Source organism: bacterium (assembly GCA_035307765.1).
GTDB lineage: Bacteria > Sysuimicrobiota > Sysuimicrobiia > Sysuimicrobiales > Segetimicrobiaceae > Segetimicrobium.
The window spans coordinates 21,003-42,237 of record DATGHU010000003.1 but is presented as its reverse complement, the minus strand read 5'-3'; the positions used below and the strand labels follow the sequence as shown (position 1 = coordinate 42,237).

At 68.6% G+C, this 21,235-nt stretch carries 18 protein-coding genes; 4 read left to right on the top strand and 14 right to left on the bottom strand.

The features are described from left to right. The first annotated feature begins 662 nt into the window (after positions 1–662). Positions 663–2,918, top strand: coding sequence for a DEAD/DEAH box helicase (locus VKV57_00370; GenBank protein ID HLW58359.1), 2,256 nt, complete (start codon positions 663–665; stop codon positions 2,916–2,918). Positions 2,919–2,949: 31 nt separating this feature from the next. Continuing rightward, on the top strand, positions 2,950–4,119 hold the full coding sequence (locus VKV57_00365) for a ribonuclease H-like domain-containing protein (GenBank protein ID HLW58358.1): 1,170 nt from the start codon (positions 2,950–2,952) through the stop codon (positions 4,117–4,119). Between the two features lie 46 nt (positions 4,120–4,165). On the opposite strand, the gene VKV57_00360 is transcribed toward VKV57_00365, so the two are convergent. From VKV57_00360 to VKV57_00295, 14 genes are all read right to left on the bottom strand, one after another. Then, positions 4,166–4,699 (bottom strand): hypothetical protein, encoded by a 534-nt coding sequence (locus VKV57_00360; GenBank protein HLW58357.1) that lies wholly within the window; start codon positions 4,697–4,699, stop codon positions 4,166–4,168. Beyond that, entirely contained in the window at positions 4,696–6,186 is a 1,491-nt protein-coding gene (locus tag VKV57_00355; GenBank protein ID HLW58356.1) for a hypothetical protein, read from the bottom strand. Before VKV57_00355 ends, VKV57_00360 begins: the two co-directional genes overlap by 4 nt. After that, a complete protein-coding gene (locus VKV57_00350; GenBank protein HLW58355.1) occupies positions 6,161–6,574 on the bottom strand; it encodes a type II secretion system protein in 414 nt (137 codons plus the stop codon). Before VKV57_00350 ends, VKV57_00355 begins: the two co-directional genes overlap by 26 nt. Further along, positions 6,571–7,017, bottom strand: coding sequence for a GspH/FimT family pseudopilin (locus VKV57_00345; protein ID HLW58354.1), 447 nt, complete (start codon positions 7,015–7,017; stop codon positions 6,571–6,573). Before VKV57_00345 ends, VKV57_00350 begins: the two co-directional genes overlap by 4 nt. A gap of 87 nt (positions 7,018–7,104) precedes the next feature. Continuing rightward, positions 7,105–7,455, bottom strand: coding sequence for a type II secretion system protein (locus VKV57_00340; GenBank protein ID HLW58353.1), 351 nt, complete (start codon positions 7,453–7,455; stop codon positions 7,105–7,107). 45 nt (positions 7,456–7,500) lie between these two features. Further along, on the bottom strand, positions 7,501–7,851 hold the full coding sequence (locus VKV57_00335; GenBank protein ID HLW58352.1) for a type II secretion system protein: 351 nt from the start codon (positions 7,849–7,851) through the stop codon (positions 7,501–7,503). A 50-nt stretch (positions 7,852–7,901) separates the two neighbouring features. Beyond that, on the bottom strand, positions 7,902–9,104 hold the full coding sequence (locus tag VKV57_00330) for a type II secretion system F family protein (protein ID HLW58351.1): 1,203 nt from the start codon (positions 9,102–9,104) through the stop codon (positions 7,902–7,904). A gap of 4 nt (positions 9,105–9,108) precedes the next feature. Beyond that, on the bottom strand, positions 9,109–11,007 hold the full coding sequence (locus VKV57_00325; GenBank protein HLW58350.1) for a GspE/PulE family protein: 1,899 nt from the start codon (positions 11,005–11,007) through the stop codon (positions 9,109–9,111). A gap of 342 nt (positions 11,008–11,349) precedes the next feature. After that, positions 11,350–12,870 carry a beta-N-acetylhexosaminidase gene (gene nagZ, locus VKV57_00320; GenBank protein ID HLW58349.1) on the bottom strand — a complete coding sequence of 507 codons (1,521 nt, stop codon included), beginning with the start codon at positions 12,868–12,870 and terminating at the stop codon, positions 11,350–11,352. Next, a complete protein-coding gene (locus VKV57_00315; protein HLW58348.1) occupies positions 12,870–13,874 on the bottom strand; it encodes a GNAT family N-acetyltransferase in 1,005 nt (334 codons plus the stop codon). Before VKV57_00315 ends, nagZ begins: the two co-directional genes overlap by 1 nt. Continuing rightward, entirely contained in the window at positions 13,871–15,349 is a 1,479-nt protein-coding gene (locus tag VKV57_00310) for a DUF4127 family protein (protein HLW58347.1), read from the bottom strand. The genes VKV57_00315 and VKV57_00310 overlap by 4 nt, the downstream gene beginning before the upstream one ends. A gap of 8 nt (positions 15,350–15,357) precedes the next feature. Beyond that, positions 15,358–16,170, bottom strand: a complete 813-nt coding sequence (locus VKV57_00305; protein ID HLW58346.1) for a carbohydrate ABC transporter permease — start codon at positions 16,168–16,170, stop codon at positions 15,358–15,360. Positions 16,171–16,222: 52 nt separating this feature from the next. Next, positions 16,223–17,134 (bottom strand): sugar ABC transporter permease, encoded by a 912-nt coding sequence (locus VKV57_00300; protein ID HLW58345.1) that lies wholly within the window; start codon positions 17,132–17,134, stop codon positions 16,223–16,225. Beyond that, complete coding sequence (locus VKV57_00295) at positions 17,116–18,357, bottom strand: sugar ABC transporter substrate-binding protein (GenBank protein HLW58344.1); 1,242 nt, start codon at positions 18,355–18,357, stop codon at positions 17,116–17,118. The genes VKV57_00300 and VKV57_00295 overlap by 19 nt, the downstream gene beginning before the upstream one ends. Before the next feature lie 139 nt (positions 18,358–18,496). Here VKV57_00295 and VKV57_00290 point away from each other — a divergent pair, with 139 nt between their 5' ends. Both VKV57_00290 and VKV57_00285 read left to right on the top strand, forming a co-directional pair. Next, positions 18,497–19,261 carry a glucose 1-dehydrogenase gene (locus VKV57_00290; protein HLW58343.1) on the top strand — a complete coding sequence of 255 codons (765 nt, stop codon included), beginning with the start codon at positions 18,497–18,499 and terminating at the stop codon, positions 19,259–19,261. Then, positions 19,246–21,189 carry an O-antigen ligase family protein gene (locus VKV57_00285; GenBank protein HLW58342.1) on the top strand — a complete coding sequence of 648 codons (1,944 nt, stop codon included), beginning with the start codon at positions 19,246–19,248 and terminating at the stop codon, positions 21,187–21,189. Before VKV57_00290 ends, VKV57_00285 begins: the two co-directional genes overlap by 16 nt. Positions 21,190–21,235 lie beyond the last annotated feature (46 nt).

Below are 21,235 nucleotides of genomic sequence, written 5' to 3'. Positions count from 1 at the left end.
TCTGACCTACAATCTGGATCGAATGGTGACGATCGGTGCGACGCGGTAGTTTCGGGCGAAAGGACCCGCTCATCCCTTCAGCCCGCTACCGGATCTGTACCAGATCCGTTGTTCGAGCTGCATTTTTCATGGCGAACTAGTTAGTCCCCCCGCAATCGCCGCCACCTTTGTCGTTCCCACCGCGCCGCGCGTCTTCGACCCTTTATGACAGTTGCTGTGAATGTCACCGTTGGAATCGTCCGCGTACACGGTGCTGCCGCTGTTCCTCCCGAATCAGAGGGTTCCCTGCAAAAAGCCAAGCCCCGGTAACGCTGCGATCGCGATCACGCCCGCGAGCCGTGCCACCCACATCCGACCACCCATCTCCTTGCCTCCTTATCGCGCGCACGGCCGCCCGGGGAAGGCTGTCCAGGTTCGTCGGCTTCGGCCTCGTCTAGGGAGCCCCTGGATCTCTCTGGGTGTGCGTCTTCGAGCGCGCTCGCCTGTATTGCCCCTTAGAGTGCCCCAAGAGCCGGAGTGACGGCGGGTGCGCCTTTGCGGCGGCGCCCAAAATGACGCCGCGTCGATTCTCGCATGCCCCTCGGGAAATGACGCACACTGCGGCAGGATCATCCGTGGATGGGCGCGAACATATGTTCGAACTCGGAGGACGGAGGCAGACGATGAACCTGGAGCAAACCCTCACAGCCCTTCAAACGCGGCCCCGATTTGCCCCCCAGTTCACGGCGTGGCACACCTTCCCGGCGGTTGCGGCCCGCCTGGCGGAGTTTCCCCAGGATCTCGATCCCCGCCTCAGGCAAGGCCTTCACCAGCGGGGGATCCAGCAGCTGTACTCCCATCAAGCCGAGGCGTACCAGGCGGTGGTTCAGGGTGCCGACATCGTCGTGGTCACCCCGACGGCTTCGGGCAAGACGCTCTGCTACAATCTCCCGGTCGTCGATGCGATGCTCAAACGCGAAGACACCCGAGCGCTCTACCTGTTCCCGACCAAGGCGTTGTCGGGCGATCAGGTGGATGATCTCCATGAGATCATCGCCGCCCTCGGCGTGGACCTCCGGACGTACACCTACGACGGGGACACGCCGCCGGACGCTCGCCGAACGATCCGGGCGGCCGGCCACATCGTGGTCACGAACCCGGACATGCTGCACACGGCGATCCTGCCGCACCACACGAAGTGGCTCCGCCTTTTCGAGAACCTGCGGTACGTCGTCCTGGACGAACTGCACCACTACCGGGGCGTGTTCGGATCGCATCTCGCCAACGTCATCCGTCGGCTCCTGCGGATTTGCCAGTTCTACGGGAGCACCCCTCAGTTCATCTGCTGCTCGGCGACCATCGGCAATCCGCGGGAGCACGCCGAACGCCTGATCGGCCGGTCGGTCACGCTGATCGACAAAAGCGGGGCCCCGGTCGGGCCTCGAGCGATCGGCCTCTACAACCCGCCGGTCGTGAACCAGGCCCTGGGCATCCGGCGGGACGCCGTCCGGGAGGCGGTGGCGCTGGCCGGGGACCTCCTGGCCGGCCGGGTCCAGACCATCTTCTTCGGTCGGACTCGGCTCAGCGTGGAGCTGCTGACGACCTACCTGCAAACGGACGCCGCCCGGCGCGGCCTGGATCCCGGGACGATCTGTGGATACCGCGGCGGGTACTTGCCGAGCGAACGCCGCCGGATCGAGGCGGGATTGCGTGAGGGCACGGTGCGCGCCGTCGCCGCGACCAACGCGCTCGAACTGGGGATCGACATCGGCCAACTGAGCGCGGCCATCCTGGTGGGGTACCCGGGCACGATCGCCAGCACCTGGCAGCAGATGGGACGGGCCGGACGACGGGGCGACCTCGCCCTCGCCATCCTCGTGGGGTCAAGCGCCGCGCTGGATCAGTTTATCGTCACCCACCCCGACTATCTCTTCGCGCACCCCGTGGAGGAGGCCCGCACGAACCCCGACAACCTGCTCATCCTCACCAGCCACCTCAAGTGTGCCGCGTTCGAACTGCCGGTCCGCGATGGGGAAGCGTTTGGCCCGAGCACGCTCCCCGAGATTCTCGCCTACCTCGAGGACGAGCGCGTCCTGCACCACGATGAAGACGCCTGGCACTATGTCGCAGAAGCGTATCCGGCCGAGGAGGTCAGCCTGCGGAGCGCGTCCACCGAGAATGTCGTGATCATCGACGTGACCGATCCGGCACCGCGGGTCATCGGGGAGGTCGATCTCGCAGCGGCGCCGGCGTTCGTGCACGAGGACGCCATCTATCTTCACCTCGGGCAGCAACATCACGTCGACCGTCTGGACTGGGAGGAACGCAAGGCCTACGTCCGGCGGGTGAACGTCGACTACTACACCGACGCCCAGACCGCCGTGGACATCCGGGTGCTGGAAGAGTTCGCCGAAGCCCCGGGGGCGGCCCACGGCGAGGTGGTCGTGACATTCCGCCCGACGATCTACAAGAAGCTCAAGCTCACCACGCACGAAAACGTCGGCTTCGGCACAATCCACCTGCCGGAAACCACGCTGCATACCACCGGGGCCTGGTGGACGTTCGCGCCCGCGCGCACCCCGGGACTCCAGCCGGATGAGGTTCAGAGCGCCCTGTTGGGCCTCGCCCACGCGCTCTCCAACGTCGCACCGCTGTACCTCATGTCCGACCCCCGCGATCTCGGCTCGGTCGTCGAAATCCGGTCCCCGCACACCGGCGAGCCGACGGTGACGTTGTTCGAACGGGTGCCAGGCGGCGTCGGCCAAGCGGAGCGCCTGTTCGCGTTGCGCACCGACCTCATCGCCGCGGCGACCTCGCTGGTCACGGCCTGCGGATGCGGCGAAGGATGCCCCTCGTGCGTCGGGCCGGTGCTCGAGATCGGACCCCGCGGAAAGCAGCACACGCTGCACCTGCTCAAAAACGCCTGTGTGCCCGCCTGACCCTGCCGCTTCCTCGGGAGCGGGTTCCGGCGTGCGGGAAAAGCTCAGGCGCCTGAGCGCCCTCGGGCCGACCCGGCCGGCGACGCGGCCCCGCGTTCCGCCGCCGTCGGGGGAGGGGGAGGGGGTCGAGGTCATCCGGGCGCGGTTTTCGCTCGCCCACCGCCACGGGTCCGGCGCCCTCGGGGAATACTTTGGCGCCATCGACGAGCACGACGGCTGCGACCCCGCGCAGACCCTCTGGCTGGACACCGAAACCACCGGCCTCGCCGGCGGCACGGGGACCTATGTCTTCCTGGTCGGGCTGGCGTCGCTCCAGGGGGCCTCGCTCGTGGTCGAGCAGATCCTCCTCCGCCGACTGAGTGCGGAGGGGCGCTTCCTCACCGGACTGCAGGAGCGGCTCGCCCGCACCCGACACCTCGTCACCTTCAACGGCCAGCGATTCGACTGGCCGATGCTCGAAGCCCGGTTCATCCTCAACCGCCTCCGTGGGGTCACCGTCGATGTCCACACCGATCTCATCCACACCGCCCGACGGTTGTGGCACCGGGTCTTGGGGACGCACCGCCTCGGCGCGCTGGAGACCGAAATTCTGGGTGCGCCCCGAGAAGGCGATATCCCGGGATGGGAGATCCCCGGCCTGTACGTCCACTACCTCCGGACCGCCGAGCGCGGCGCGCTCGAGCCGGTCCTCGCACACAACCGGGCGGATCTGCTTGCCCTCATCGGCCTCCACGCGGCGGTGGCGCAGGTCTTGCGCGATCCCTCGGGATCTCACCGCCCGATCGACTGGGAGGGTGCGGGGGTCCTCCTCGCCCGGCGGGGAAAGCCCCGGCAAGCGGTGTCCTGCTTCGAGCGGGCGCTGGGAACGCCCCAAGACTTCCGCGACCGGTGGCGGATCCTTAGGCGGTGTGTGCGGCAGTATCGCCTGCTCGGTGAGACCGAGCGGGTTCACGAGCGGTGGGAGCAGGAACGCCTCGCGTGGAGGGCGCCGGACCGTTACCGAGCGCGTCTCCTGCTTGAGGTGACCCGAGCCCGAGAGCGCGCCGGTGACCGGGCGGGAGCGCTCGCCGCTGCGGCGGAAGCCCTGCACGCCACGCTCGAGAGTCAGGGGCATGGCATCTCACGGCCCCCCGACCTCGTCGCGCTCCTCCGGCGGAAGATCGAGCGGCTCGCCGGCCGCCCCATTCACCAGGAGGCCTGATCGTCGCGGGCCGCGTGACCCTCGCGGCCGCGATCGATCGAAGTCGTTACGGGTAGACCTCTTCCCAGCGGAGGATCAGCACCCCCCCGGGGTTCGGAAACTGGTACAACGACCCGCCGCTGCCGCCGTAATGAATCTCCACCACGGCACGAACGGCCCGATCCTGCAGGACGGTTGCGGATCCCGGCGCGTGAATCTCCCCGGTCGCCACGATCTGCCAGCGCCGGGTCTCGAAGTTCGTCGCGCAGTTCAGGAGGCAGGTGAGGGTGGTGCGGTACCAGGTCTCCTGCCCCGCCGTGACCGGATAGTTCGTGGGGGGGATAGCCCCCGCATCCTTGTTTGCCTTCAACCGGTAGAGCTGATCCTCGAGCGCGGCCTGCGCCAGATAGTTCGCCCGCACATCTCGATCGGTGGGGAGCGCGGTGTTGATCTCGGAGAGCGTCGTTTGCGCAAGCCCCAGCATGAGGGCGGACAGGATCAGCACCACGACCATCGCCAGAGGGAGCGCGAGCCCGTCTTCCCGCCCGGCCGAGGCGGCCCACGCAGACAGCCGGGAGGTGTGAGCCGCGGAAGGGATCATGGGCTTCTCCGAAAGGCCTGGCCGGTCAGCGTGAGATCGGGCACCTGCCCGGTCGGATCCATCACCACGAGCGTCGCCTGGACGGTCCGGACGGGCGTCGTTGGGGCGCAGGGGATAGAGAGATCCTTCGCGTCGAAGCACGCCACCGCCAGCGACCGGAAGGGCCCCGCCAGCGGGACCAGGGCGTCGGGGCGGGTGCCCGAGGTTTCCGGGCCGAGCGTCGTGGTCGGGTCGACCGGGACCCGCGGCCGGATGATCACGGTGGAGTGCGTGTGGTTCTCCGGGGCCTTATTGCCATCCAGCAGACCGTAGTGGTTTCCGTTGGCCCTGCGCCCGTCGATCGCCGCGAGGGTCCACCCCGGCGGCTCGGGGAGCCCCGCCGCCCAGAACTTCGCCTGCAGGGTGGATCCAACCAGGTAGAATCGCCCGAAATAGCGCCCCCCGGGAACGAGCGGCGCCACGACACTCTTGATGGTCCCCCCGCCGCCGCTCCAACCGGCCCAGTAGTCGATGCGCAGCCTGGTATTGTTCTGATCGCCCACGGTCAGGCGATACCCGTGCCCATCGTCGGCAAGGCGGGCGCTCACCCCGGCGTCGAGACCGTCGCGTGCGTCGGTCACTGCGCTCGAGAACCCCCAGAAGATCTCCACGTCGCCGTGGGGGACGTTCTTGGTGAGTTCTCGAAAGCCCGTCCCGGCCGCCGTCTGAAAGATGAACCCGTTCGCCGCGGACGTCGAATACGCCCCGGGATTCGCATCGCGCCGGGTCCACCCGTCGAGCGTGGTCCCATCCTGGTAGTCGAGAAAGATGTTCGCGCCGTTTGCGGGCGGGTTCGCATCGGCAAGATTGCCGTAGTAGAGGTAGTAGTTGCCGTCGGTTTTGCCGCTCGCGATGGGGGCCTGCAGCGCAAACCACACCGTCGTCGTGGCGCTGTTCCAGGCCGAGGTCGGATCGACCAGCCGGTCCAACTCGACCATCGTGCTGCCATTCCAATACCGCACGCGGACGTCGTCTCCGCTGGCCAAACTCTTGCCCGCCAGGACCAGGGCCGCATGGTTGAAGGTGACCGAGGCCGCATACGGGGTCGTCACCGTGCTCGCTGCGTGCACGGTGATCTGCGCGCGGTAATCGTAGTCCGCGCGCCACCGATACTCGAGGTTATGCGTCGCGCCGTTGAGCGCATATTCCACCGTCGGCGCGGCGTCCGAGCCGTCGCCCCAGTTCAGGGTGAAACTGATGTCTCCGGGGGTCAGCGTACGGAAGGACTCCGCCGCGCGCAGCTCGCGGAGGAGCTTGTCGAGGGCGACCCGACCACTCTGGATCAGCTCCTGGCGGCGGCCGGCGTAGCCCTGGGCCTGCTGGCCGCTATAGAGCAGCGGGTAGAGGGCCCCCACGATCAGCGCCAGGAGCATAACCACAACGAGCAGCTCGGCGAGGGTGGCGCCGGCGTCTCGGGGGAGGCTACGGCCGCGAGGTAATCTTGGCATCGTACTCGACTTGGCGTTCGCCGGGGTCGCAGGTATTGTTGCCGTTCGCATCCGCGCAGGCAATGACCCGGACGTCGACCAACTGTCCGACCCCCGGCGTGGCGCTCGAGGCCTCGCTCGTGATCGTCGACTGCACAAGGCACTGCGGGAGATCGGCGCAAGCGGCGGAGCTCGTCCCGAAGCCCAAGCTTGTGATGTTGGCGTGCAGGCTGGTCGTGACCGCCTCCATTTGCCTCGCGGCCACGGTGCCGAGCCGCGTCGTGATCTCGTCATCCTGAGCGGTGTTCACGAGTCCCGGAAACAGCTGCATCAACGGGACGATCGACAACCCGAGTATCAGGGTGGCGACGAGCACCTCGATCAGGCTGAACCCCGCCTCGCGGTTCACGGACCGGTCTCCTGGACGAATCCGGTCGCGGAGGCGACCTGCACTTGGGCGGCGGCGGCGCCTTTGGCGAAGGCAAGCGCAGCGGGTGCCGTGGCGGCGCCGGATGGGGCAAAGGTGACCTGCTGGGTGCCGGTGATCACCACCCCGGCGGGGAGGGGCTTGGGGAAGTCCGGATCGGGGGGGCCGCCCTGAGGCGCCACGGTGTACGAAGAGTAGGGGCCAGCCGCCGGGGCGAACGTGACGAGGTAGTTCACGTGGTCGGCGATCGCCAGACGTCGGGCCAGTCCCATGTCGGCGGCCACTTGGCGGGCGGCCTGCGCGGTCGGGACGGCGTCCGGGACGGCGAGATTGGGGAGCGTGGCCAAGAGCAGGACCGCGAGCAGGCCCGTCACAACCAGGATTTCGGTGAGCGTGAATCCCCGCACACCGGATCGAGCCGCCATGAGGGTGGGACCCCCTGGCGTCACGCCGATGCCATCAACCCGGCATGGGACCCCTCCGCACCGCCTCTGCTGCACTCGCCGTGGGCCTCACTTCGTCCTGCACGTCACGTTGTTGTAGTTGGTGTTGAACGGTGCGCTGGACGGCGGGCTCGCGGTGGGATCGAGCGGCTGCCCGTCCGGGAAGTACACCACATTGGACATAAAGGCGTTGAAGTTCGGCTGGCCGGCTTGCCCCGGGCACGCCCCGCTGTTGTTGTACTGGTACAGCGCCAGCGCCGTGTTGATCGCCTCGACGTTGGACTGCCGCACCGCCTGCTGGGCCCCCGCCTGGGTGCCGAAGTAGTTCGGCAGCGCCACCAGCGCCAGGATCCCCAGCAGCATCACGACCGCCAGCACCTCCATGAACGTAAACCCGCCTTCCCCTGACACGCGCTTCATATCTGTCACCTCCCTCATCCCCTCACCGGTCCGGCTTCCGCGGACCTACTTGGTGCGGCACGTCACGCTGCTGTAGTTGGTGTTGAACGACGCGCTGGACGGCGGGCTCGCGGTGGGATCGAGTGGCTGCCCGTCCGGGAAGTACACCACATTGCCCATGAAGGCGTTGAACGCCGGCTGGCCGGCTTGCCCGGGGCACGCCCCGCTGTTGTTGTACTGGTAGAGGGCGATCGCCGTGTTGATCGCCTCGACGTTCGACTTGCGCACCGCCTGCTGGGCCCCCGCCTGGGTGCCGAAGTAGTTCGGCAGCGCCACCAGCGCCAGGATCCCCAGCAACATCACGACCGCCAGCACTTCCATGAACGTAAAGCCGTTTTCGCTCCGCACCGTCCGCATACGACCCATCCTTTCGGGCTCTCCCATAGATCGGTGATATGCCCAAAATCTCAATGCATGAGCGCCTTCCCCAACCCGAAGATCGGCAGATACAGGGCCAGCAGGATCACCCCGACCACGGCGCCGACCACCAGGGTCAGGGCCGGCTCCAGCAGGGCGAGGAACCGCCGCATGCGCACGTCGAATTCCCGGTCCAGCACGGTTGCCGCGCGTGTCATCATGACGTCCAACTGGCCCGTTTCTTCCCCGATGCTGGTCATCCGAATGAACATCGGCGTAAACCACTGGGTCTTCCGCATCGCGGTGGTCAGGCGCTGGCCCTCGACCACCGTCTCCCTCAGCGTCCTCAGCACCGGGCGAAACTCTCCGGCCCCAACGGCCTCGCCCGCGACGTCCAGCGCCGACAGGAGCGGGACGCCGCTGGCCAGCATCATGGACATGGCGTGCGCAAATCGGCCCAGCATCGCGGTGTGGGCGAGCCGCCCGGCATGAGGCACCCGGAGCACCAGCCGCTGCAGGGGGCCGGCCAGGGCCGTCCAGACCACCTGGCGGACCGGGGGCACCGCCAGCACCACGATCGCCGTCGGCACCAGCACGGGGAGGCTGGCCCGGACCACCGAGCTCCAGGCGAGCAGCGCTCTCGTCAGCGGGGGCAACGAACTCCCGGCGTGCCGGTAGACACGGTCGAACGCCGGGATGATGTAGACGATGAACACGGTCAGGACAACTCCCGCCATCGCGAGCACGAGCCCCGGGTAGATGAGGGAGTCCCGCACCTTCTGCCGGAAGATGAGATCCCGTTCCAGGAACCCCGCCAACCGCTCCAGCGCGATGCCCATTCTCCCGCCCATCTCGCCGTTGCTGACGAGTCCCACGTACATGGGGGAGAACAGATCGGGATGCCGCGCCAGCGCCGTCGAGAATTTCTTCCCCTCGCGGATGTCGACGGTGAGCTGCTGCAGGACGTCCTCCATCCGCCGGTCCGCGGAGTGCTCGCCCATGACCTCGATGGCCTGGAGGAGGGGCAGCCCGGCCTCGAGCAGCATCGCCAGGTCGTGCGTGAACATCGCCACTTCGGCCCGATTGCGCACGCCCGTCCCGTGCCGCGGGGCCCAGACCGACTCGCGCAGCGCGGTGACGAAGTATCCGTCCCGACGAAGTTGCGCCCGAGCCTGCAAATCGTCGTCCGCCTCGACCCGTCCCCGGACGAGGCCGCCCCGCACGTCGCGACCGGCATATTCGAAGGTCGGCATCGGGTCAGTGCATCTCGGACGATATCAGCCGCTGCATCTCCTCGACGGTCGTGACACCGTCGAGGACCTTTCGCACCCCCACCTCCCACAGCATTTGCGTCCCGTCGGCCCGGGCGGCGTTCATCAACTCGACTTCGGGCTTCCGCTGCTGCACGAGGTCGCGGACGGTGTCGGTCAGCCGAATGATCTCGTACACGCCGGTCCGCCCCTTGTAGCCCAACCCGCCGCATTCCGGGCACCCCACGCGCTCGTACAGGGCCACGTCGGCATCGGTCGCGAACCCGAGCGTCAAGAGATCCTCCTCTCGGGCGCGATATTGGCGCTTGCAGGCCTTACACAGGATCCGCACCAGCCGCTGCCCGATCACCGCCATCAGCGATGAGGTCAGGAGGTACGGCTCGATACCCATGTCCAAGAGCCGCACCATAGCGCCGGCCGCGCTATTGGTGTGCAGGGTGCTCAAGACCAGGTGCCCGGTCAGGGCGGCGTGCACGGCAATCGATGCCGTCTCCGAGTCCCGGACTTCCCCCACCATCACCACGTCGGGATCATGCCGCAACATGGCCCGGAGGCCCATCCCAAAAGTCACCCCCGCTTTCTCGCGGACCTGGATCTGGGTGATCCCCCGCAACCGATACTCCACCGGGTCCTCGATCGTCATGATGTTTCTCGACGGTTGATTGATGTGGCTCAGCGACGCGTAGAGGGTCGTCGTCTTCCCGCTGCCCGTGGGGCCGGTCACCAGGACCATCCCGTAGCGCGCCGCCATGAATTCCACCAGCAACTCCTGCTGCTCCGGGAACAATCCGAGCCGATCGAGGCCGACCAGGACGTTTCGGGTGCTGAGCAACCGGATCGCCGTGCGCTCCCCGAACGTCGTCCCCAGGGTGGCGATCCGCATGTCGTACTCGCGATCCTCAACCCGAAACTGCATCCGTCCGTCCTGGGGTCGGACGCGCTCGGCGATGTCCATGCCGGCGAGCACCTTCAGCCGGGAGGCCACCGCGTCCCCGATGGAACGGGGAAGGCTCGCTTTGTCCATCAGCATCCCATCCACACGGACCCGAATCCGGGTGTCATCGGCTTCCGGTTCGATGTGGATGTCGGTGGCCCCGATCCGGACGGCGTCGTTGAGCACCGTATTGACGACCCTGACGACCGGGGGATCGTTGTAGGTATCCGCGACCGAGACCGTCAGCGTTTCGGTCTCCTCGCGATCGGGCGCGGAAAATTCGACGAGGCTCTCGCCGACTTTCCGGCTCACGTCGAAGAACTTGCTCACCGCCCAGGCGAAGTCGTCTTCCGTGATCAGAAACGTCCGCACGTGCCCCTTCAGGTACCGTCCCACGGCATCGCTCGCCAGGATGTCCGTGGGGTCGAGCATCGCCAGGTCGATCTCGTCGCCGCGGCGGGCAAACGGCACGACCTTGTGATCCATCAGCAACCGTTCCGGCAGGCTTCGCACCAACTGCTCGTCGATGGCTTGGGCGGAGAGATTGACATAGGGGATGCCGTGCTGCAGCTCCAGCGTCCTGCCGAGGTCCTGCTTGGCGACGTATCGCCGCGCCAGCAGAATGGCACCGAGCCGTTCGCCCGTTCGGGCCTGCTCGGCCAGCGCCTCCTGCAGCTGCGCGGCGGTCAACAGCCCCAGTTCGACCAGGAGCTCCCCGAGAAACCGGCGCCTGGGGGCGACGGCGTAGTGCGCCTCGCCGTTTTCGCTCGGGACCTGAATGACGTTTCCCAGCGCCACCAGCGCCTTGAGGTCCGCTTCCACTTCCGCCAGCGGGGCCGAGAGCAAGCCGGCCAGCCACGCGGCGGTGACATCGCCGCCCTTCTTGGAATTCTCGTTGATGATCCCCAACAATCGGTGATGCAGGGGGGTGCCCGTGGGAGACATCTTCATCCCCGGAGACCCCATCCGCACCGGCGGACCTGAAATGAGCGGGCCCGGCGTGTCATCCCCCAGAGGATGCGGACGCTCGGCAGGGGATTTCGCACGCTGGAACTACCTATCATTTGCACCACGTGGCCCACGATCGCTGTCTCGCATGACTCTCCCCGCTCCGCGCGATATCGCCCGCGCCGTGGAGGATCCTCACCACCATACCCCTCCCAAATCGCCGCCGTGCGCAAAGCGGCCTATCCGTGCTCGTCTTAAATCGGCAAGGTTCACCTAGGATAGTGCACAATTTGGGGGAATTTCAGACCTCGCCCGATAGGCCCGATCGGGCGCCGCCGCTCCGCTCTAAGTGTGGTCCGCCACGGTCACCGGGAGATTCCCCCCGGCGGAGCCGGCTCCGACCAGCACGGCGGCCGCCGCTCTGAGGGAAGAAGGGTCCGCGCCGTACACAGCCAGACAGGCCGCCTGCGCCGGGAATCCGCCGAGCGGATAGGGGACCCCGGTGGCAACCGCCACCGTCGGATGCGGTCCGAGGGCCCTGTGGTGGATCGCCGCCACGGCGGCGGGCGAATACCGGTCACCGGGAAGGTCACCCAAGGGGACCACCAAGGGGCCCGTCCACGCGGAGATATCCGGCTCGTCGAGGATAGCGATGGGGGCCGTCCGGCCGGTGGCGCGGATGGCCTCCGCCAGCTGCTCGATGGTGCTGCGCGGCGCCGCCCCCGCGGCGACCGCGACCGGCCCCGCGGGAAGGGGCAGGAGCCCCCGATGATCCCGGACGAGCGTCGCCGCAGCCCGCGCGACGCGGTCGGCGAGGAGCCGATCCTCGGGAAGGCCCACCCGGAAGCGCACGTCGGCGGCCCCGACCAGCGCGCGCTCGGGAAGTCTGAGGCGCTGTTTTGCGGCGAGCACCCGCTGGGCGGCCGCGGCGATCCGCGTCGCCGGGATGCGTCCTGCAGCGGCCGCGGCGCGGACAGCCTCCAGCGCCTCCCACTGGGCTTCCGCGGGGCCGCAGGCGAGGATCAGATCGACCCCGGCGAGCACGGCCCGCACCGCCGCTTCTCCCGGGGACAGGTGATCGGCGATCGCGCGCATCCGCATCGAATCGCTTACCACCAGCCCGGCAAATCCCAGGTCATCTCTCAGCACAGCGATCACTGCCGGAGACAGGGTGGCCGGGCGCTCGGGGTCGACCGCCGGGTACACGATATGCGCCGTCATCACGGCCGCCACCCCCGCGCGAATCGCCTCGCGAAACGGCCGCAGTTCCACCGCCTCGAGGCGCGCGCGCGAGTGCGTGACCGCGGGCAATGCCAGATGGGAGTCCAGGGCCGTGTCTCCGTGGCCGGGGAAATGCTTTCCCGCCGCCAGCACCCCGCCGGCCTGCATCGCCGTCGCCGCCCGAACCCCCAATCGCCCCACCAGGGCCGGATCCTCTCCGTACGAACGCACGCCGATCACCGGGTTGGCGGGGTTGCTGTTGACATCCAGGACGGGGGCGAAGTTCAGGTGAATCCCGACCGCCCTCAACTCTCGGGCCGTGACCTCGGCGGCGGCGGCCACCAGTGCTTCGCTCCCCGCGGCTCCGAAGGCCATCGCGCTCGGAAAGTGGGTCCCGCGCAGCCGGACGACCGGACCGCCTTCCTGATCGACGCCCACCAGCAGGGGGGAGCACCCGGCCGCCGCCGCCACCCCCTGAAGTGCATTGGTGAGCGCTGCGACCTGCTCGGCGTCCTGGACGTTCTTGTCAAACAGGATGACGCCGCCAACCCCCCCCACCGTCACCAGCCGCTCGATCCCTTCGGAGGGGGCAAATCCGTCGAAGTCGACCATGAAGAGCTGCCCCACCAAGTCGCGGTCAGCCATCACGCCTCCTCCACCTGCAAGGTCTTCTCCCCATGTCGGTAGTGCCGCAGCGGGACGAATCCCAGCCGCCCGTAGAATTCGGTGAGGCCCGTCCAGTCGATGATCATCTCCTCGATGCCGAGCGCCCGAAGGTGCAGGATCGCCCGATCGACGAGCGCGAGCCCCAGCCCGCGGCCCCGGAGGGCGGGAGCCAGCCCCATCGGGCCGAGCCCGCCGGCCCGGGCCGCCCGGTCGAGCGGCCAGGCGATGCTGGGCCCGATCCACCGGGACGCGGGGTGGAAGAGCTGAGCGAATCCGGAGACCGCGCCCGCGCGCACGACTCCCATCACGTCTCGGATCGGCATCCCCGCCGTGAGCGCGCGGTCCATCGTATACCGCCAGCGGCCGGGGAAGGCGTCGCCCAAAAACGCCAGCAGCCGGGACTCCTCCCCGGCCCGGAGCGGTCGGATCTCCAGCTGCGGGTGAGCGGCCACCGCCGCGGCCACCGCGAGGGGCGTGGTGTACTCGCCGATCCGCCTGTGTAGATCATAGGCATCCCCCTCAAGCCGGTACCCGGCCCCGGCAAAGAAGGCGAGCGCCGGGCCCGTGCCGGGAACCCCGGGAAAGAAATGCCCAGGATCGCTTCCGAGCAAGACGCGCCGCCGGCCGTGGGCAGCGAGGTAGGACTCGGCGGCCGCCAGCAAACGCCGTCCGATCCGGCGGCGCTGCCAGGCGGGATGTACGACGAGCGCGCTGACCCAACCGCGATCCGGCAGGAGGCCGTCGGCCCCCAGCGGCTCGCGGGCGACCTTCGCCAGCCCCACCCCGATCACCGCGCCCTCGACCGGAGCCCGGGCCACCCAGCACCCGGCGGGATCGAAGTGGGGATCGCGGAGCGTATTCTGCACGAAGAGGGCCTCGCGGAGTCGGAACGACTCGCCGAGCGCGGCGTTCCACACCGCGATCACCTGGGGAAGTGCCTCCGCGCGGTAGGGGATGACCTCGAAGCGTTCCCCGGCGCTCACGTGACGATGACATCGAGCGAGACTTCGAATAAACGGTCCCAGGGAAACCCCACCGCCGCCACGGCGATCCGGCGCCCGAAACACCTCGCGAGCGCCGGGACGTACTCGCGTTCCAGCCAGGCGCGCGCCGCCTCCGCGCACGCCTCGGCCGCCGGGCCCAGGTGCGTCGGGGCGGCCCCGGGATAGCGGGGGACCACCTCCGCGGCAAGGCGCTGGCGGACTCCGGCCTGGTAGGCCCAATCGTCCAGGAACCGTTCGATGGTGAACGCCTGGCACGCCGGCCCCTCGGGCAGGAGCGCTTGGGCGAGCACCATCCCCAGCGTATTGCTCGCGGTGTTCCACCCGCCGTAGGCCAGGGTCCCGTAGGCGCGAGGGGCGTCGAGCACGCGCTGCACAAATGTCCGGTCCGCGCCGTTGCTGTACCGGACGTCGGCGATGGCCAGGGGGTCCCCGCGCGCCGACGCGGCGGCCAGCGCGTCCACGAACGGCGCGAGGGCCGCCCCGTCATACGGTTGCTGGAGCGGGGCCTCCTCCTGCGCCTGCGGCGGATTGTTGACAAAAAGGGTCAACTCCTCCCCCTCGCCCACCCGGCGCGCGCCGATGGTGGCGATGTGCGAGGTCACGGTGCGATCGAGCGCCTGACCCTCGTAGCGCGGAATCGCGTCGCGGTTTTCTCGGTACGCATAGATCACCCGCACGCCGGGGGTCCGCCGGTGGGCGGCGAGCCACGTCCGCGCCAGGAGCCGGACCGCCAACTCATCGGTCCCGTACGTCACCCACGCCCTCGACCCGGCTCCCCGCTCGGCGATCGAGGTCTCGACCGCTCGGAGATCCCGGCGGGTCAGCCCGAACTCCGCGGCATCATCCTGACCGATGAGCAGGGCGTCCAACTCTCCCCGCGCCGCCTGATCGACGAGGGCGAGGAGGATCGTGAGGTTCCTGGCGCGGCGGGCGAGCACGTCCCCCAGAATCTGCGGGGGAACGGTAGCTTGGGCGGCTCGGGCCAGCTCCTGCGAGGATCGATCCTCGGTCTGCGCAAACCGGTCGGCGTGATAGCTGTACGCGAAGATCTGGGGGCCATACTCCTCCCAGTACGTCGGCTCCTCGGTGGCATCCGGCGTGGACGGGAGCCGCAGGAGACTGGCGCCCAGCAGGAGGCGCCGATGCGGCGCTCGGTGCCGCGCGTCCGCGAACCGAGCGGCCAGCCCAAGGCACCGGTCGAGCGTCTCGTGTCCGATCCGCGACGGGACGAGCCCGCCATAGATCAGGAGCTCCGCCGAGCCGATTAACACATCCGCGTCCACGGCCTCGGTCTGGACCCAGCGCCAGAGGGCTTCGACGTCGGCGGGCTGCCGGCGGGCGCCGAGCAGGGCGGGCGGCGGGGTGGTGACCTCAACCCCAGCGATCCCGGCGAGGGCAAGGAACGCCCTGCGGGTGATCGGCCGCTCGTCGATCGGCAGAAACGCGATCCGCATCGCGGGGCTCACTTCAGCGCCCCCACCGTAATGCCGCGCAGGAAGTACCGCTGGAGCAGCAGGAACACCACGATCATCGGCAGGGTCATGATGACCGCGCCCGCCGCGATGTACCGGGTATTGGTGGCGAACAAGCCGGAGAGGTAGAGGAGCCCAACGGCGAGCGGGTACTTGTCGGGGGACTTCAGCACGATCAGGGGCCAGAGGAACGAGTTCCAGTAGCCCGAGAATTCGATGATCGCCAGCGTGGCGAGCGCCGGCGCGACGAGGGGGAGCATGATCTGTCCCCACAGCCGGAGCTCGCCCGCGCCGTCGATCCGCGCGGCATCTTCGATCTCCGCCGGGATCGTCAGGTACGCCTGCCGGAGCAGGAAGATCCCGAACACGCTCGCCGCGCTCGGCAGGTAGACGGCCGCATAGGTGTCCACCAGGTGGAGCCGGATCAAGGTCACGAAGTTCAGGATGAGGCCCACATGCTGCGGCAGCATCAGGCTCCCCACGATGGCGTAGAAGATGAGGTCCCGCCCGGGGAACCGCATCCGCGCCAACGGGTACCCGGCCAGCGCGCTCACGGCGAGCGTCAGCAAGATGCCCACCCCGGTGATGTAGACGGTGTTGGCGAAGAATCGGGCGAGCGGCATCGTCGCCCATACGCCGGCGAAGTTGGCAAGGGTGGGGGGGCGCGGGATCAGCACCGGCGGGAAGGCGAAGACCGTCCCCGTGCTGCGCAGCGACGTTGCCAGAAGCCAGAGGAACGGGAACGTCGTCGCCACGGCGAGCAAGCCCAGCGCCAGGGCCTGGGCGAGCGCCCCGACCCGCATCCGGCGGCCCCGCGGATGCGGCCGAACGCCCGCCCTGAGCGCGGCTCCAGGATCAGTAATACGAGAGCCCTCCTTCGCGCAGCAGGCGGAAGTTGACGACGGAGAGGGCCACCGTCACCACGGCCAGGACCACCCCCAGCGCGGCCGCGTAGCCAAGGTGGAGGGCGCCAAACGCCTGATCGAACATGTAGTAGAACATCGTATACGTCGAGTAAATCGGCCCGCCGCCGGTCATGACGTACACCTCCTCAAACACGCGGAGGGCGGAGATTCCCGAAAGCGTGGTCGCGAGCAGAATGCTCGGCCGGAGCAGCGGCAGCGTCACGCGCCGCAGTTGTTGCAGGGCGGTGGCTCCGTCGATCGCGGCGGCTTCGGCGTACCCCGGTGGGATGGCCTCGAGCCCGGCGAGGTAGATGACCATGTAGTAGCCCAACCCCTTCCAGAGCGTGACGAACATCACGGCGTAGAGGGCGATCGCGGGATCCGACAGCCAGTGGATCGGGGAGGCCACCAGCCGCAGGCGGAGGAGCACGAAGTTCACGAGCCCCGCGTCGTCGTACATCCACCGCCAGAGAATTCCGACCACCACGATCGAGGTGACCACCGGCAGGTAGTAGGCGGCGCGCAGCCAGGCAATTCCCCGAGCCGAGCGGTGCACCCACAGCGCGAGCAGGATCGCGCACCCTTGGAGCACCGGGACCACCGCGAGATACTTGATGCTGTTCCACAGGGCGATCCAGAAGTACCGATCGGTTGCGAGCTGGTGGAAATTGGCGAGCCCCACGAACCGGGGCGGGCTGATGATGTTGTAGTCGAAGAGGCTCAACCCGGTGCCAAAGATCACCGGATAGAACGTGAACGTCCCCAGCAGCAGGAGCGCCGGCAGAAGGAACAGATACGCCGTGAGGGTGCGTCGGCCGCCCGCACGAGCCGGGAGCGCCGGCCCTAGAGTCGGCCGTTCCACTCCATGACCGCCCAGTCCAGCGCCTGCCGCGGCGTCATCCGGCCATAGAACGCCTGCTCCACCGCCTCCCGGAACACCCGAAACAATTCGTCGCTGTGCGGCACGACCACCGTGAGATCCCTGGCGAAGCCCAGCTCGCTCGCCGCGATCACCCGGGCGCGATCCTCCGGGCTGGCGCCGGCATGCGTGAAAAATGGGTCCGCGGCCGCCGCCCGGGTGGAGGGGAAGATCACGACGAGGTGGCTGAAGGCGAGCTGGTTGCGATCGTTCGTCGCGTACAGCCCGAACTCCACCGCCTCTCGCCGGTGCCGGCTGGCCAGGGGTACCGTCAGTTCCATCGTGGGGAGGTCCAGGACATGGGCGCGGCCCAGCGGATAGGGCGCCACCGCGGTATCGCGGTAAACGTCCGGGCTGTCGCTGCGCACGCGCAGAAGAAACTGCGGGCCCGTCGTGAGCATGGCGAGCTGCCCGGCCGCGTAGCGCTCGGTCGCCCCCACGTAGCCGCGCTGCAGGGTGTCCGTGGGGAAGAGGTCCCGCTTGAACAGGGCGACGTACGTCGCGAGCAGCTGCGCGTGCGCCGGGCTGTCAAAGACGGCGCGCCGACGGTCGGGGCTGAGGATCGGCAGGCCGTCCTCCTGAAAGATCTTCAGGAACCGAATCCCGTCGACGTTGGGCATGAACCCGTAGATGCCCGTGCGTTCCTTGATCGTCGTCGCCGCTTGAATGAACGCGTCCTCGGATCCCGGCGGGTGTGCCGGATCCAGTCCGGCCCGATGAAACAGGCTGCGGTTGTAGGCGAGGACGTTGGGGACGACGTACCACGGAATCCCGTAGACCTTCCCTTCGTACCGCGTAGAGTCCCAGATGTTCGGGAAGTAGAGGGCGCGCGCGGCCGCGGGCACGGCGGCGTCGACGTCCACGAGCGCATGCGCCTCGGCCATCCGAAGCGTGCCTTCGGTGTTGAGGTTCACGACGTCGGGGCTGACCCCCCCGGCGACGGCGGCGAGGAGTTTTTGCTCGATCGCCTGGGCGGGGACATCGATCCAGTGAACGGAGATCTCAGGATGGGCTCGCTCGTAGACGTCGATCAACCCTTGGATATAATTCGTGAAGTACGGCTGGAGGGAAATCGTCCAGAACTCGATCCGGGCCTGGGGGCCCGCGGCCCGGACACCGGAGGTGAGCAGGAGGACCATCACGAGGGCGACGAGGCTGCGTTTCATGGTCCGACTCCTCTGCGACAGTGCTGTGCCCGTTCGCCACGCGCGCACCGCCCTCCTGCGCACCGGGGGCCGCGGCGGAGGGATCGGCCGTCGATCGCTTCGAAGAGAAGGAACGAGAACGTGGAAAGGGGAGGGAACGATGGCCGACACCAGCAAGGCATTTTCCCTCGAAGGACAGGTCGCGGTGGTCACGGGAGCCAGCCGCGGGATCGGCCGCGGCATCGCCGCAGCGCTGGGAGGCGCCGGCGCGGACATCGTCGCGGTAAACCGCGAGCCCGCCGAGGCGCTCGCTCATGATCTGGAACGGATGGGGCGGCGGTGTCACCAAGTTCCCGCCGACCTCGCCGACCCGGCGCAAGTCGAAACGGTCATTCCCCGCGCGCTCGCCGCCGCGGGGCGGCTCGACATCCTGGTCAACAACGCCGGCATCGCCGCGCGCGGGCCCGCGATCGACGTCGCCCCCAACGACTGGCACCGAGTAATCCAGGTGAACCTCAGTGCGGTATTCCGCCTCTGCCAGGCGGCGGCGAGGGAGATGCTGCCCCGCGGACGCGGGAAAATCATCAACGTGGCCTCATTGATGAGCTTCGAGGGCGGGATTCTGGTCAGCCCGTACACGGCCACCAAGGGCGCGGTCGGACAACTGACCAAAGCGCTCGCCAATGAGTGGGCGGCGCACGGCATCAATGTGAACGCGATCGCGCCGGGATATATCGCCACCGATCTGACCCGCCTCCTTCGTGAGGACACCACTCGAAACCCGGCGATCCTCGCGCGGATCCCGGCGGGGCGGTGGGGGCGGCCCGAAGACCTGGGAGGCGCGGCGGTGTTCCTCGCATCCGCCGCCTCCGACTACGTGCACGGCACCCTCCTCGCCGTCGACGGTGGATGGCTGGGTCGATAGCCCTTCCCCGGACCTGGGACAGGATCGGCCGGGCCCTCGACTGGGCGATCCTGGTGGCGGTGTTGGTCCTGTGCGCGAAGATCGCACTCGAGGGGCTCACCTTGATGCCGGCGGCGGGCTTCGGTGGGCACCGCCGCCTCCTGGCGGATGACGAGCGGGCCGCGCTCCTCATCGGCGCCGCCGCGCTCGCGCGGTGGCTTCTCGGCGGCAGGGCGCTGCCGGCCCCGCTGATCGGGGGGCTCGCGGCCGTTACCGCCGTGTGCTTGGTCTCGCTGGCGCGGACGACCGATATCTACGCTACCCGCGATGAGATCTTCTTTCTCGTTCCGGCCGTCGTCCTCGCCCTCGCGATCACCATCAGCCTCACCGACCGCGCCAAAACGCGGGCCCTCCTCGTGGGGCTCGCGCTGATCGCGACGGCGGAGGCGGGAATCGGCCTCGGGCAGTTCGTGAGCGGCGAGCAGACTCCGGCCTACTGGCTCAGCCGAGCCTTCGCCGCGGTGATCCACACCCGCATCCACGGCACGCTCGCAAATCCCAACGTCCTGGGGGAATTCCTCCTCATCGGCATCGGGGTGTCGGCGCTGCTCGCCATGGACCTTCCCGGCCGGGCCCGCCTGCTCCCGGGCCTGACGCTGGCCCTTGCGGTCGGCGCGCTCCCGCTCACCTACTCGCGCGGCGCGTACGCCGGCCTGGTGGTGTTCGTCCTCAGCGCCGGCTGGCTGCTGTGGCCGGTCCGGCGGCGCGCGTGGCCGGTGCTGATCGTCATCGTGGCCGTGGCCGGTTTGATGACGCTGCGGTTCCCCGCGGTGGGGCTGCGGGCCGAGAGCGTCACGCTCGACCCGCAGGACACGGCGACGAGCCGCCTCTTCATCTGGCGCACGGCCGTGCGGGTCTGGGAGGCGCACAGGGTCTGGGGGACGGGCATCGGCACATTCAATTCGGTCTATTCGCGGTACCGGCCGCCGGGGGTAATGACGACCTACGCCGCGCTGCGGGTTCCTGGGTCGGCGCACAACGATTACCTCGAGCTCCTCGCTGAAACGGGCGTGATCGGGCTCCTCATCCTGTGGTGCGCGATCCTGTGGGGTCTTGGGCGGATGGCTTCCCGGTTCCGCCGGGGCGACGCCGAGGCGCGCATCTGGCTTGGGACCTGGACTGCCACGGCCGCGGCGGTCGGGACGACGAGCATGGTGGACTCGACGCTCTTTGTCATCTCGAACAGCGTCATGCTGATCGCTTTCACCGCCGCGGTGGCCGCCCACGAATCGCACGACCGCCCCCCTCTGCGATTCTGGCAGCGGTTACTCGCGCTCCCCCTGCTGATCGTCCTTGTCGAACTGCCTCCGCTCCTTCCCTCGATCGAACAGGCCACGCGCCTGCACGCGGAGGCGACCGCGCAGGTGCAAGCCGGGGGGTACGCGGAGGCGGTACGCCTCTTCAGCGCCGCGATGACCGCCGATCCGCTCAACGGAATCATCCCACCGTACTGCGGCGATCTCCTGGCCGATCTCTACCTGCGCCGCATCGATTCGGCGATGGGACCGTGGTGGACAGGGAGGGAGCAGGCGGCCGACCTCTACGAGCGGGCCGCACGCTTGGATCCCTGGGAGGCCTACCCGCGGGCCGCCCTCGGCCGCCTGCGGCAGGCCGAAGGGCGCTACGCCGAAGCCGCTGCCGCCCTCCGACAGGCGATCGTCCTCGACCCCTACGCCCCCGCTTACCGGATGTGGCTGGGGGAGGCGCTCGTCGGCGGAGGCGACCGCCAGGAGGCCATCCCGCCGCTGCGGGAGGCGATTCGGCTGTATCCGCTCGAGTTGCGGTCGATCGAGAGTCACGAAGGGCACGACGCCCGGTACCTGGAGACCCAAGCGGAGATGGTGGGGGCCGGCCGTCTTCTCCACAAGCTTGAGACGGGGCTCCCCTGACGCTCGTGCAGCCCTGAGGCTTTCCAGGATCGCGATCGAGGATGCC

Bases quoted from the DNA above. Each gene is read 5' to 3' on its own strand.
- VKV57_00305 (HLW58346.1), bottom strand. From the start codon at position 16,170: ATGCGGGTCGGGGCGCTCGCCCAGGCCCTGGCGCTGGGCTTGCTCGCC.
- VKV57_00340 (HLW58353.1), bottom strand. From the start codon at position 7,455: ATGAAGCGCGTGTCAGGGGAAGGCGGGTTTACGTTCATGGAGGTGCTG.
- VKV57_00355 (HLW58356.1), bottom strand. From the start codon at position 6,186: ATGCCAAGATTACCTCGCGGCCGTAGCCTCCCCCGAGACGCCGGCGCC.
- VKV57_00370 (HLW58359.1), top strand. From the start codon at position 663: ATGAACCTGGAGCAAACCCTCACAGCCCTTCAAACGCGGCCCCGATTT.
- VKV57_00335 (HLW58352.1), bottom strand. From the start codon at position 7,851: ATGCGGACGGTGCGGAGCGAAAACGGCTTTACGTTCATGGAAGTGCTG.
- VKV57_00285 (HLW58342.1), top strand. From the start codon at position 19,246: ATGGCTGGGTCGATAGCCCTTCCCCGGACCTGGGACAGGATCGGCCGG.
- VKV57_00345 (HLW58354.1), bottom strand. From the start codon at position 7,017: ATGGCGGCTCGATCCGGTGTGCGGGGATTCACGCTCACCGAAATCCTG.
- VKV57_00295 (HLW58344.1), bottom strand. From the start codon at position 18,357: ATGAAACGCAGCCTCGTCGCCCTCGTGATGGTCCTCCTGCTCACCTCC.
- VKV57_00290 (HLW58343.1), top strand. From the start codon at position 18,497: ATGGCCGACACCAGCAAGGCATTTTCCCTCGAAGGACAGGTCGCGGTG.
- VKV57_00310 (HLW58347.1), bottom strand. From the start codon at position 15,349: ATGCGGATCGCGTTTCTGCCGATCGACGAGCGGCCGATCACCCGCAGG.
- VKV57_00360 (HLW58357.1), bottom strand. From the start codon at position 4,699: ATGATCCCTTCCGCGGCTCACACCTCCCGGCTGTCTGCGTGGGCCGCC.
- VKV57_00330 (HLW58351.1), bottom strand. From the start codon at position 9,104: ATGCCGACCTTCGAATATGCCGGTCGCGACGTGCGGGGCGGCCTCGTC.
- nagZ (HLW58349.1), bottom strand. From the start codon at position 12,870: ATGGCTGACCGCGACTTGGTGGGGCAGCTCTTCATGGTCGACTTCGAC.
- VKV57_00325 (HLW58350.1), bottom strand. From the start codon at position 11,007: ATGAAGATGTCTCCCACGGGCACCCCCCTGCATCACCGATTGTTGGGG.